Raw genomic sequence first — 12,512 nt, forward strand, 5'->3', positions numbered from 1 at the left:
CTTTATATGTTGCAGAATGGTATTGGCAATGGCACGCGCCATGAGAGGCGGAACGGCATTGCCCACAAGTGTATATTGTGGAATTTCTGATTTACGTTTATTGCCACCAGTCTGTCGTTTGCCTTGGAAAACGAATGAATCATCAAATGATTGAAGACGTGCCATTTCTCGGACCGTCATAGCACGATGGGCGGCATAATGTATAAAATCATCAGGCATGGTAACGACGGTCGGGCTTTGACCTTTAGGATTCAACACGGTATAGTTGCGTTTGTTGGAATCGAGCCCGAGTTCAGATAGTTCCTGTTTGCAATCTGCGTCATAGGCACCGTGTCTGGCGATTATAGATAGCCGTTGTTTCACTTCATCGCTCTGTGAGCTTGTCTGATGATTATAAAGAGCAGGTTCCTCACAAAAAAGATTGTTTTTCAAATCATCGATAGAGCGTACATAAAAAGGCTCACAAGAAAAAGTAAATCTATGGGAGAAACGACCTGTTTTCGACCATTCAGCGAAGGTGTGAGCATTGTCGGATTGAGAAAGTCTTCCTTGAACTTCGCGAGTGCGGATTAGAGGTTCGCAATCTTCAATTACTCTTCTTTTGCCATAACTGGTTTCCATACTGCCGTTACCGATAAAATCAAGGTCATGTATAGCTTCATATACAGTAACTTTTTCTTCATCACTAACGGTTGCCGGTACATCGTCTATTAACTGCTGGTCTTTTCTGCAACCAATGAAAAGGACTCGTTCTCGATTTTGCGGTACACCGTAGTTCGCAGACAGAGCTACAATGGGGCGAGCGACACGATAAAGTCGAATGGCTTCAAGATGAGAGTTGAATTCATCTTCGCTTTTGTCAGAAATAGCGTAAGAGCGGATAAAGTCGAATGTTTCGTCAAGAGTGTAAGCATACAACTTTATCATTTCACGGAACTCTTTTACCTCGTTAGAGGTATGATCAAACTCCGTGAAAGTGTCAATGGCAGATAGAATGGTGTTGATGATTGTAGAATCATCTATCATAGACAGGAAGCTGTTGAACCCATTTACAAAGAAATCATTATCAATGTCGGCATGGGTCTTTTCATTTATTATCGCAGCAGAAATGGCATTACGTTCATCTGTCCGACGAAGAAGATTTAATCCATGACGAATCGTAGCGATATTGATATTGGACTTGCTTAAACGATAGTCTATTTTACGAGTAATGGATTTGAACTGCGTGTCAAGAACCGCAATGAAATTATCACGCTCCATGATTGCCTCGTTATCTTCTGAGACTTCGATTTTTACTTTAGTGAGAATACAGTTTTTTACAAATGAAGATGCAGTCTTATCAAGCAACTTACTTAAGTAAAGAACAAAATCCGGGATATTCGAGTCATCAATGATTGACCGTATCTCGTGGATGATAGCATCTTTGAATTTGCCTTTATCCTTCGTAAGCAAACCTTTGACGTTCTCCATTACAAAGTATTTTGGACGAAGTTTGCGGATGACATTAAGATAATGTAAGAAAAGGTTATCTCGTTTGTCAAAACGTTTACGTCGACCAGAGAGACTGAATGACTGACAACTTGGTCCTCCCGTAACAACATCTATTTCTTGATCTTCAAGTTTCTCAAGAAGATGTGGAATAAATGTTGGAGACATAATATCTTCAGTAAGAAATTTTGTGTCAAGACCAAATTGGTGATTATAACGAACCGTATGCGTTAATTCGCAATTTTCGTTTATGTCGCTTGCAAGAACAAACTTAAAATACTTATCACGAGTGTATGCCTGTAAAAAACCCTCGCTGATGCCACCGGCGCCAGCAAACAAATCAAGAAAAGTTACAGGTTTTCTCCCTTTGAGAAATTCTTTTTTCTCTGCCATAGATATATCAGAACTTCCATGTAGGCAGACGGGCGACCAAACCTTTTACGACTACAAGGAAGTTTCTTGATTTGTTGATGAGTTGTCACTTACATTGGGTGGTCATTTGTCTGCTCGAGCGTGTTTACAATGCAAATTTACGAATTTTTTTTGAACTATATCATTTAGCCGCAAGGCAGTGTTTGTTCAGCCTTATCTAATGCCTCTGCGGTCGAGCTCTTTCTGGTAGCGTCGGGCGTTGGCCTGATGTGTGGGGTAGTCGGCTGCGAAATTGTGGTAGCCTGAAAAGTCTTCACGCGCGCACATGTAGATGTAGTTGTGGAGCGGCGCCTCAAGCACGGCGTCGATGGTGCGCCGGTCGGCGATCCTTATCGGACCCGGGGGGAGTCCGTGGTGAAGATATGTGTTGTAGGGCGACTGCACCGCGAGGTGTCGCCGGGTGATGCGGCGAAGGGTGGGGTCGCCGGTGGCGAACTTCACTGTCGGGTCGGCCTGAAGGAGCATGCCTCGTTTCAGCCGGTTGAGATACAGGCGTGCCACGGTCGGGCGTTCGTCGGCCTTGGCGGTTTCCTCCTCGACAATCGAGGCGAGGGTGGCTACCTCGGCGGGAGTCATGCCGAGATCGGCGGCGCGCTGTCGGCGGCGTTCGTCCCAGAAGTTGTTGCGCGCTTCGAGCATCCGTTCCGCCAGCCGTTCGCCGCTGTCGGTCCAGTAGGCTTCGTATGTGTCGGGCATGAATGCTGCCGGAAACTGCTGACGCCTGAACCCGTGGCGTGGCAGGAGGGTGTCGCATGCCTCAAGAAATTCTTCGGAGCCGATCTCTACGTTGCGGGTTACTTTCGATGCCATATCGGCGAGATCGCGGGCATAGTTGAATGTCACCTTCACGGGCGACTGTGTGCCGTTTTTAAGGCGTCGGGCTGCGCCGGCCGAGCTTGTCGAATGGTCGAACCTGTAGGCTCCATGGGCGCGCGAGGGTGTGCCTCCCATGGTTCGCCAGATGGTGTACACGCGGTTGCCGCATGTGATGCCAAGTGCCGAGCGCAGCGAGTCGGCCACGGCTGCGCGGTCGGCGCCCGCGGGTATTCTCACCCATCGCGGCTGATCGGTGGGTGTTGCGGATTTCATGCAGAATATCAAGCATCCTACTGCCAGTAATATTGCCGAAATTGCGGCGATCAGCACTCCGAGGCGAATCCCTCCGGTGGTCTTCTTTTTCTTTTTTTGTGTGGTAGTCATGATGTGTGCAAAGTTACAAATTATAGATGCTATGAAAAAAGTTTTGAAGGGCGTTTTTGTCTAAATCGTGTATAATCAGTGGTTAATGCTTCGTCGAGGAAGCGTTGTTAAAAAAAATCGTAAAAAAATGTCGAAATATTATTGTCAGTTCAAAAAATGGTAGTAACTTTGCATCGCTTTCGGAAACGAAGGGCGCTTAGCTCAGCTGGTTCAGAGCGTCTGCCTTACAAGCAGAGGGTCGGGGGTTCGAATCCCTCAGCGCCCACCACGATTCCCGAAAATCGTTGCCGGAAGCATTTCACCTCGAACAATCGAGGGCGCTTAGCTCAGCTGGTTCAGAGCGTCTGCCTTACAAGCAGAGGGTCGGGGGTTCGAATCCCTCAGCGCCCACCACTAATTCGGGAAATCGTCGACCGAAAATATCTCACCTCGAATAATCGAGGGCGCTTAGCTCAGCTGGTTCAGAGCGTCTGCCTTACAAGCAGAGGGTCGGGGGTTCGAATCCCTCAGCGCCCACCACTAATTTAAGAGTTTTAGATTACTCCCATGTTGATAAAGCATGGGATTTCTCTTTTATATGAATACCGATATCGACATATCTGCAGCTCTGTCGCTTGCCGCGGAGGGCAGGGTAGAGGAGGCTATCGCTCTGCTCGGTGATATGGCTGCTGTATGTCCTGACTGCGATGAGATTTTTTTCTGCAGGGGCAAATTGCTGTGGAAACTCGGTCGTCGCTCTGAAGCTACTTCCGATTATATCAAGGCAGTTTCGATCAATCCGTCGAGCAAGGCTGCCCGGGCGCTGGAAATGGCGCGCGAGGTGGAGAGTTTTTTCAATCCCGATCTGCTTAATCCCTGACAATCTTTTCCTTTCTGCAGCGTCTCATGAAACTGTGGCGCTTCATGAGCATTCCGGTTCTCTGATCCGTCCCTTGTGGTCTGCGTTTTGCAGTTCGGCTCAGAAGAGTGAGAGTTGCTGTGGTCTCCGGCTGTCGGCCGGTGATGTTCCGAACATCAGGTGTAGTTCCTCAACCCATCCCTGCGAGCCGTTGCGAAGCCGCAGGCTGGTCATTCCGATGATGCCGTGTAGGGCTTTCTTGATGTATTCTATGACCTGGCCGAGGTCGGAAAGGCCGCTTATGCGGAGGTTGGCCACGTTTCGGCCGTACTGTGTCAGACTGGCTATGATCACGTCGGAGGAGTTGATGTGTTTCATTGTACTTTGCGTTTGTTTTCTGACGCAAAGTTATCAACATGGGTGTGCGAAAACGTGGCACACCTGAGTTAAAAGGTTGTATAGACGTGATGATTTACTGATTTTCCCTGAATAGACTTGACGGATTTGAGAGAAATATCGTATCAGTCCGATGTTTTCTGTTGTCTGTCAGTCTTCAGAATAGTGCCGGAGCACCCGCCGGTAGGAGTTGAAGATCTTTGATTTGCTGACAAAGCCTACGTAGGTGCCGTCGGGTTCCACCACCGGCAGATTCCACGCTCCTGTGTCGTCGAAGGTCTTCATCACCTGTTCCATGCTTTGTCCGATGACGACCCGTCCGGGGGGTATGCTCATGAATTTGTCGACATACATGCGTCGGTAGAGATCGGGGCGGAACATGATGTTGCGGATTTCGTCGAGCAGCACCACTCCCTGCAGGCGGCCCTCTTTGTCGAGCACGGGATACAGATTGCGGTTGGAGCGCGAGATTACACCCACCATCTCCTTCAGGTTCATGTTGGGGTCGACAGGCATGAAGTCGGTTTCGATCACGTTGTCAACTTTCAGCAGCGTGAGCACAGCCTTGTCCTTGTGGTGGGTCAGAAGCTCGCCGCGCTGTGCCAGTCGCATGGCGTAGATGCTGTAAGGTTCGAACAGTTTGATAGTGCCATACGACAGGGTCGACACTATGAGCAGCGGCAGAAACAGCTCGTAGCCTCCGGTCAGTTCGGCCGTCAGGAAGATGCCCATCAGCGGTGCATGCATGACGGCCGACATCACTCCGGCCATGCCCATCAGAGCGAAGTTTTTAACCGACAGATCGAGTCCGAACAGTTCGTTGAGCAGATAGGCGAAGAAGAATCCGGCCATGCACCCTACGTAGAGCGATGGCGCGAACGTGCCTCCTATGCCGCCGGCTCCGGTGGTGGCCGATGTGGCGAATGCCTTGGCCATGATAATCATGCCGATAAACAGCAATATGAACCACACATTGTCGCGGTCGGAATAGAATATGGATCCGTCGACTATGCTGGAGATATTGCCGCTGAGCAGTGCAACGATCGATCCGTAGCCTTCGCCGTAGAGCGGCGGCAGCAGGAATATGAGGGTAGAGAGCAGCACGGTGCCGGCACCGAGTCGCCACCACGGATTGTTGATCTTTCTGAAGGTGTTCTCCATCAGGTTCATTACGCGGGTGAAGTAGAGCGACACGAGTCCGGTGAACACCCCGAGCAGTATGGCGAACGGGATGCGGGCGGTCATGAACGGTTCGCTCTGCACGAAGAAAAACTCCACGTCGTAGCCGGTGAAGATGTAGGCTATCGTGGCGGCCGTGATGGATGAGATAAGCAGCGGCATCACCGAAACGGTGGTCAGGTCGATCATCAGCACCTCGAGTGTGAACAGCATACCGGCTATCGGGGCTTTGAAAATTCCGGCTATGCCGGCCGCCGCGCCGCATCCCACAAGGATCATCAGCACCCTCGGCGACATGCGCAGCCATGAGCCGAGCGTCGATCCGATGGCGGCTCCGGTGTAGACTATCGGGCCTTCGGCTCCGACCGATCCGCCGAAGCCGATGGTGATTGAGCTTGCCACGAGCGAGGTGTAGGTATTGTGGCGTTTCAGGCGGCTCTTGTTCTGCGATATGGCATGCAGCACCCGGGTGACACCGTGGGATATGTTGTCGCGCACCACATAGCGCACAAACAGAGCGGTGATGAGCACTCCCACTGCCGGATAGATGAAAAACAGCCAGTTGCCTCCGGTTATCGACAGGTGCGATGTGAGAGCCGACGAGATCAGATGTATCAGCGTCTTGAGCAGGAGTGCGGCCAGACCGCCGAGTATGCCAACTATCAGCGAAACGAAGATGACGAATGTCTTCTCCTTGACATGTTTCTCACGCCAGGTGAGAAACTTCATGAAGAGGTTGTGGGCGCGTCCGTTGTGACGCACGTCGCTGTAAGTCGTGGCATCGCTGGTGCCTTTATCGGTCGTAGGGTCGGTCACGGGCGTATGATTTTGATGACACCTCCATCGGAGATCTTGATTACTGACGAGGGACGTGCACCGCTCTCTGACTGCTGACGACGGCTGGTGGCCACGTAGTCGACAGCGCTTTTGATTTCTTCGCTTATGTCGGCGAAGCAGGCCGGAGCGGGCTCTCCGCTGATATTGGCCGAAGTCGACACCAACGGACGGCGCAGACGGCGGCACAGGCGCTGGCAGAATTCGTCGGAAGCGATGCGCAGGGCTGCGCTTCCGTCGGGGGCGAGAAGTCCGGGCGCCAGTCCGCGCGGACGGTCATAGATTATGGTCAGCGGCCTGACAGCCACTTTGGCAAGCTGCATGGCGGCTTCGGGTATTTCGTTGACCCATCGTTCCAGCATGGCCACATCGCTCACGAGCGATATCATCGCTTTGGAGTCGACTCGGTGTTTGATGCTGTAGACGCGCGCCACGGCCTCCGGACGTGTGGCATCGCAGCCTATGCCCCATACGGTGTCGGTGGGATAGAGGATTACTCCGCCCTTTTTGAGGATGTCGGCTGCTGATTCCAGGTCGGTTATTGTTTCTTTCGTCATATTTTGTCAATATGCTGCAAAAATAGCAAAAAAAACCGTCGGGCCATAGCGTATGTTACGAAAAAATATTTTACTTTTGGGGTCGGATTGCCTGAAGCTCTGTGTGGGGGCTTACGGCGACCGTTGACCGGAAATTATAAACCAACAATATCAATATCATGTTACAACCTGAAGATCTGGCACAGCTTGAGGCCAAAGGCATCACTGAGTCACAGCTCGACGCACAGCTACGACGCTTCGAACAAGGATTCCCGTTTCTCGATATTTTAGCTGCCGCCCGTCCGGGACGCGGCATAACTCTGCTTTCGCCTCAGCAGGAGGAGGAAGCCCGTCAGCGTTGGCACCGTTATCTTGCAGAGGGTGGCGAGGTCACCAAGTTCGTGCCGGCTTCTGGAGCCGCATCCCGCATGTTCAAGGCTCTGTTTGAGTTTGTCGACGGCGAGGACGACACTCCGGCGCCCGGCTCGCCAGTGGCTCAGCTTGTGGAAAATTTCACCCGTCTGCCATTTGCCGCCGAGCTCGACGCCACGGCAGTGAAGCTCTATGGAGTCACAGCCGGCGAGCTGATAGCCGCCGGTCGCATAAAAGAACTCATCTCTGCTCTCATCAAGCCTGAAGGGATGAACTATGGAGGCCTTCCTAAAGGTCTGCTGAAGTTTCACAAGTATGCCGACGGATCGCGCACTCCGCTCGAGGAGCAGATGACCGAAGGCGCCCAGACAGCAGCCAATTCGCTCGGAACGGTCAATCTTCACTTCACTGTTTCGGCCAATCACCGCAAGCTTTTCGAGGAGAAGATAGCCGAGGTGTTGCCGGCCACAGAGAAGCGCACCGGAGTGAAATTCAATATTTCGCTCTCGGAGCAGAAACCGTCGACCGACACAGTGGCCGCTAATCCCGACAACACGCCTTTCCGTGAGGACGGAAAGCTGCTCTTCCGTCCCGGAGGACATGGAGCGCTCATAGAGAATCTCAACGACATCGACTCGGCTGTGGTGTTCATAAAGAATATCGACAATGTGGTGCCCGACGCGCTCCGTCAGCCCACGGTGCGTTATAAAGAGGTCATTGCCGGCTATATGATGCAGCTCCGCGACAGGATTGTCGAATATCAGATGGCTCTCGCCGACGGAAAGTATGACGAACCGCTGCTTGACGAGATTTTCGTGTTCATGCGCGACCGTCTGTCGCTCTCCGACAAGAATTTCACCAAGATGGATATACCTCATCGCGCCGTGTATCTCCACGACAAACTCGACCGGCCTCTGCGTGTGTGCGGCATGGTGCGCAACGAGGGTGAGCCGGGCGGCGGTCCGTTCGTAGCTGTCAATCCCGACGGCTCGGCTTCGCTGCAGATACTTGAAAGCCATCAGATCGACAAGAACAATCCGGAATATATGGCCATGCTCAAGTCGGCCACACATTTCAATCCGGTGGATCTGGTATGCTACATCAAAGATCGTCATGGCGACAACTATGACCTGACGGCACACACCGATCCGGCCACAGGCTTCATCTCCTCCAAGTCGTCGCACGGCAAGGAGCTGAAAGCGCTCGAACTCCCCGGACTGTGGAACGGCGCCATGAGCGACTGGAATACGGCCTTTGTGGAGGTGCCGGTCGAAACCTTCAATCCCGTCAAGACGGTCAACGACCTTCTGCGCCCGGCCCATCAGTGACCTGACGCCCGGAATCTTTCCGGGATTAAACGATAGTCAGCGGCTCCGTAAAAACCTTACGGAGCCGCTGTTGTTATCACTATGGACGGGTGGAGTGTTTCATGGCCAATCCCGGCGATCTCCGCCTCGCCCCCGATGGATATTTACTATGGTCATGGAAAAGAAAGACGCTGCACGTAAAATATGGAAGGAGTGCTTCGGCTACTCCGATACCCGCATCAGCCGGATGCTTGATGCGGTCTGTGACGATAACGACATACTGCTGCTCGAGAAGGGCGGTCAGCCGGTCAGTACGCTCGAGATGCGTCGCTTCGATTTCCTGTTTCACGGCGAAATGGTCGGTCTTTCAATGATATCGCACTGCGCCACGCGCAGGTCTTCGCGCGGCAACGGCTTTATGTCGGAACTTATGATGTCGGCGCTTGAAGCGGCTCGCCGTCGCGGCGATATGATTGCGGCACTTGTGCCTACGCACGACTGGCTCAGCTTTCTTTTCGGTCGCTGGGGATTTTCGACGGTTTTTTATCACGACATACAGCGCTTTACGTCGTTACACACATTCGGCAACGGGCACGGTTATCATCCGGTCGATAATCCGGCATCGGATGAAGTCTACATGGCTTTCCGTGAAATGGAGATGCAGCGGCCGTGCACATTAATCGTTTCTCGGACGGATTTCCAGCGTCGTGTCATGGAGTCGATCGGCGCTGACGCTACGGAGTCGTTTGTGGCTATGGCCGATAGTGAAGGGCGTGTGGTGTCTATGGCGTGGGCCTCGTTGTCGGCCGACGGTGAGCTGTTGACTGTCACCGATCTGCTCGGTGTTGATACGGAAGCGATCAGGGCGGCGATGCATGAGCTTCGGCGCATGTATCATGATGTGGCCGTGAGGATAATGGCTCTGCCGGGCGACGGAAACAGACATCTTTACGGGTATGGCATGGCCCGTATCGTGGATGTGGGTCGGTGTCTGTCGGCAGTCGCTGCCGCTTATCCCGAATTGTGCACCACGATGCGCGTCACCGATCGGATCATACCCGACAATTCCCACTACTATGTGATCGAGAATGGCTCGCTGTATCTGGCCGACGAGCGGACAGACGCTCCGGCATTCGACATAACTGCCGAAGTGTTGTGCCGCATGGCGTTCTCTTCACCGAAAATCGGCTCGGTTCTCGGTTTTCCCTCGGTAAGACCAGTGCTGTGACGCGTCTATGTGACGTATGTGCGTGATGACAACCCGATGTGCGAGAAGGTGTACATGTATATGGAATCGGCCTGCATCAATATGAGTGTGACCCAGCACGCGGCGCTGTGCACTACAATCCCGGAGTCGGTTTATTAGGCTATAATGGAAAACGACTGGAAGAGCGCCAAGAGGCTGAAACGTCAGGGTGACGTATGTTTTCTTCGGATGTGGAGAAGCTTGAGTAGGTGGTGGTCAATATATCAAATTCGAGCCGGATAGCTGATCAACCGGAAAATTGAAAAAATGGCGTCGTGTCAGTATGATTGTGACACGGCGCCATTTTTTATGGTTGCTTCCGTTTATGGATGCGCCGGATGTATAGGCGCGACGTTGGGCTTATTTGTATCGGGCCCAGCGTATGAGATCCTTTATAGAGGGTTTTTTGCCATACATGAATATGCCGACGCGGTAGATCTTTGCGGCGATCCATACCATCAGAAGGAAGCTTGCGTAGAGTATAGCCAGTGACAGGCCAATCTCCCACATAGGTATGCCCGAGGGCACGCGGGCCATCATCACCATCGGTGAGGTGAACGGAATGAACGAGGTCCATATCGCGGCCGGCGACGATGCGTCGCTTGCAGCCGTCATGCCGAATATGATGCCTATGATTATGGGGAATATGACAAACGACTGAAGCTGACTTGCGTCCTGGATATTGTCGACAGCCGAGCCTATGGCAGCATATATGGCCGCATAGAGCAGAAATCCTCCTGTCAGGAAGAGTATCAGCAGCCCGAAGAGCTGGAGTATGTAGCCTACATTGCTCATGAGCGACATGGCCTGAAGTATTTCCACATCCATGCTGGCGCTGGTGGCATCGAGTGTGCCGGCATTGAGCGCCGACATTTCCGTCAGAGCCGTGTCTGGTATTATGGCAGGCAGCACGAAGGCCGACATCGCGGCTATGAGCACTCCCCATATCAGTATCTGCGTGACGGCTACCAGACCGATGCCGCAGATCTTGCCGAGCATGAGATGCGTAGGTTTGACCGACGACACGACGATCTCGAGTACGCGGTTGTTTTTCTCTTCGATGATGCTCGTCATCACCATCTGTCCGTAGAGCAGCAGACACATGTAGAGCAGGAATGTCAGTATGATGCCTATCAGATAGCTGACGGCCGCCGAGGCCGATTGTGACTCGCCATCCTCCTTGTCGTTGCGGATGCTCATCAGTTTCACGTCGCTGTGCACCTCTTCGAGTATCTTGTCGAGATTCTCGATGTCATACTGCTTGAGGCGCTCCTCCTCGATTATGCCGTCGATCTGCGAGCTGACATTGTTTTCGAGCGCTATCGACGACGAGCCGTTGGTGTAAAGACGCGGACTCACCTTGCCGTCCATGATACCTGCCGGTATGTAGAGCACTCCGGCCACTTCTGTATCGGCCAGCGCAGAGTCGAGCGGAGTGGATTCGAGCAGAGTGAAGTGTGTCTCTTTGTCGCTCTGCAGCCGTGCTCCGATAGTGCCGGTTTCGTCGATCACCGTAATACCGCGTTCTTCGCTGCCTGTCACCATCATGATGAGTGCCGGAGCGGCCATCATGGCGAGCATGAACACCGGCATAAGTATGGTGGTGATGATAAAGCTCTTTTTCTTTACTCGTTCGAGAAACTCGCGTCGTATGACGAGCGATATGTTGTTTGCCATAGGTCAGTCGTTGTTTTCGGTTTGTTTTACGGTTTTAATGAAAATGTCGTTCATCGACGCCATCACGCGTCCCACTTCGATCAGGTCGGTCGCCTCGTTGGCGGCTGCTATCACGTCGCGCAGTTTCACCTCTGGAGCCAGCTTGAGCTCGAGGCGTTGCTCGGCGCCCTTCGGCTCGTCGAGGAAAAATTCGCTCGACATCGGCTGCAGGCGCTCCATAAGCAGGCGCGGATCGCCTGTGAACGTGAGCGAGCAGCGTCCGTCGCTGAAACGGTGGCGCAGTTCGTCGACATTGCCGGTAAGTATGTTCTTGCCCTTGTTGATAAGGGTTATGTCGGAGCATATCTCTTCGACCGATCCCATGTTGTGGGTCGAGAAGATGATCGTGCTGCCTTCGTCGCGCAGCTGCAGTATCTCCTGTTTGAGCAGATTGGCGTTGATGGGATCGAATCCGGAGAACGGTTCGTCGAATATGAGCAGTTTCGGACGGTGGAGCACCGTGACTATGAACTGCACTTTCTGCGCCATGCCTTTTGACAGTTCTTCTATCTTTTTGTCCCACCAGTCGGAAATGCCGAATTTGTCAAACCATCGCTTGAGCTGCGTCGTGGCGTCGGCTTTCGAAAGTCCTTTGAGACGGGCGAAGAATATGGCCTGTTCGCCCACTTTCATTTTCTTGTATAGTCCGCGCTCTTCCGGCAGATACCCTATCTGGCTGACGTCGTCGGCCGTCAGAGTATGGCCGTCGAACATCACGGTGCCGCTATCGGGAGCCGTGATATGGTTTATGATGCGGATGAGGGTGGTCTTTCCCGCTCCGTTGGGTCCGAGAAGACCGTACACAGTGCCCGGGGCGATGCTTATGCTTACGTCGTCGAGGGCTTTGTGGCCGGTATAGTGCTTGCTTACACCGATTACTTCAAGTATATTGTCCATTGCATGAAATTTTGTCCAAAGTTATTCCTTTATTTTAATTTGACGCATATAACCTGTGAAAATTTCACGGC

At 52.5% G+C, this 12,512-nt stretch carries 10 protein-coding genes and 3 tRNA genes; 6 read left to right on the forward strand and 7 right to left on the reverse strand.

Annotation, left to right across the window (positions count from 1 at the left end; genetic code table 11):
- Together C5O24_RS00535 and mltG are read right to left on the reverse strand one after the other, a co-directional pair.
- On the reverse strand, positions 1–1,881 hold a 1,881-nt coding region (locus tag C5O24_RS00535), incomplete at its 3' end, for a DNA cytosine methyltransferase (RefSeq protein ID WP_107035241.1).
- Positions 1,882–2,073: 192 nt separating this feature from the next.
- Positions 2,074–3,120, reverse strand: a complete 1,047-nt coding sequence (mltG, locus tag C5O24_RS00540) for an endolytic transglycosylase MltG (protein ID WP_107035240.1) — start codon at positions 3,118–3,120, stop codon at positions 2,074–2,076.
- Positions 3,121–3,310: 190 nt separating this feature from the next.
- Between mltG and C5O24_RS00545 the strand changes: the two genes are divergently transcribed.
- The 4 genes from C5O24_RS00545 (at position 3,311) to C5O24_RS00560 (ending at position 3,979) form a co-directional block, all read left to right on the forward strand.
- Positions 3,311–3,388, forward strand: a tRNA-Val gene (locus tag C5O24_RS00545).
- Positions 3,389–3,435: 47 nt separating this feature from the next.
- A tRNA-Val gene (locus tag C5O24_RS00550) sits at positions 3,436–3,513 on the forward strand.
- 48 nt (positions 3,514–3,561) lie between these two features.
- Positions 3,562–3,639 (forward strand) — tRNA-Val (locus C5O24_RS00555).
- A 58-nt stretch (positions 3,640–3,697) separates the two neighbouring features.
- A complete protein-coding gene (locus tag C5O24_RS00560) occupies positions 3,698–3,979 on the forward strand; it encodes a hypothetical protein (protein WP_133165417.1) in 282 nt (93 codons plus the stop codon).
- Positions 3,980–4,078: 99 nt separating this feature from the next.
- On the opposite strand, the gene C5O24_RS00565 is transcribed toward C5O24_RS00560, so the two are convergent.
- The 3 genes from C5O24_RS00565 to C5O24_RS00575 all read right to left on the reverse strand — a co-directional run bounded on the left by C5O24_RS00565 (position 4,079) and on the right by C5O24_RS00575 (position 6,924).
- The gene (locus tag C5O24_RS00565; RefSeq protein WP_107681330.1) at positions 4,079–4,336 is read right to left on the reverse strand and encodes a hypothetical protein; all 258 of its coding nucleotides are present in this window, start codon (positions 4,334–4,336) and stop codon (positions 4,079–4,081) included.
- A gap of 168 nt (positions 4,337–4,504) precedes the next feature.
- Positions 4,505–6,262: a chloride channel protein gene (locus tag C5O24_RS00570; protein WP_107035304.1), complete on the reverse strand. Its 1,758-nt coding sequence runs from the start codon at positions 6,260–6,262 to the stop codon at positions 4,505–4,507.
- An 83-nt stretch (positions 6,263–6,345) separates the two neighbouring features.
- Complete coding sequence (locus tag C5O24_RS00575) at positions 6,346–6,924, reverse strand: L-threonylcarbamoyladenylate synthase (protein ID WP_107681331.1); 579 nt, start codon at positions 6,922–6,924, stop codon at positions 6,346–6,348.
- A gap of 158 nt (positions 6,925–7,082) precedes the next feature.
- On the opposite strand from C5O24_RS00575, the gene C5O24_RS00580 reads away from it, so the two are divergent.
- Together C5O24_RS00580 and C5O24_RS00585 are read left to right on the forward strand one after the other, a co-directional pair.
- Positions 7,083–8,603, forward strand: coding sequence for a DUF4301 family protein (locus C5O24_RS00580; protein ID WP_107681332.1), 1,521 nt, complete (start codon positions 7,083–7,085; stop codon positions 8,601–8,603).
- A gap of 154 nt (positions 8,604–8,757) precedes the next feature.
- Positions 8,758–9,810, forward strand: a complete 1,053-nt coding sequence (locus tag C5O24_RS00585; protein WP_161553747.1) for a GNAT family N-acetyltransferase — start codon at positions 8,758–8,760, stop codon at positions 9,808–9,810.
- A 378-nt stretch (positions 9,811–10,188) separates the two neighbouring features.
- On the opposite strand, the gene C5O24_RS00590 is transcribed toward C5O24_RS00585, so the two are convergent.
- Positions 10,189–11,505 (reverse strand): ABC transporter permease, encoded by a 1,317-nt coding sequence (locus tag C5O24_RS00590; protein WP_107035234.1) that lies wholly within the window; start codon positions 11,503–11,505, stop codon positions 10,189–10,191.
- 3 nt (positions 11,506–11,508) lie between these two features.
- Entirely contained in the window at positions 11,509–12,441 is a 933-nt protein-coding gene (locus C5O24_RS00595; protein WP_107035233.1) for an ABC transporter ATP-binding protein, read from the reverse strand.
- Positions 12,442–12,512: the final 71 nt, after the last annotated feature.

This window comes from Paramuribaculum intestinale, assembly GCF_003024925.1.
Taxonomy (GTDB): domain Bacteria; phylum Bacteroidota; class Bacteroidia; order Bacteroidales; family Muribaculaceae; genus Paramuribaculum; species Paramuribaculum intestinale.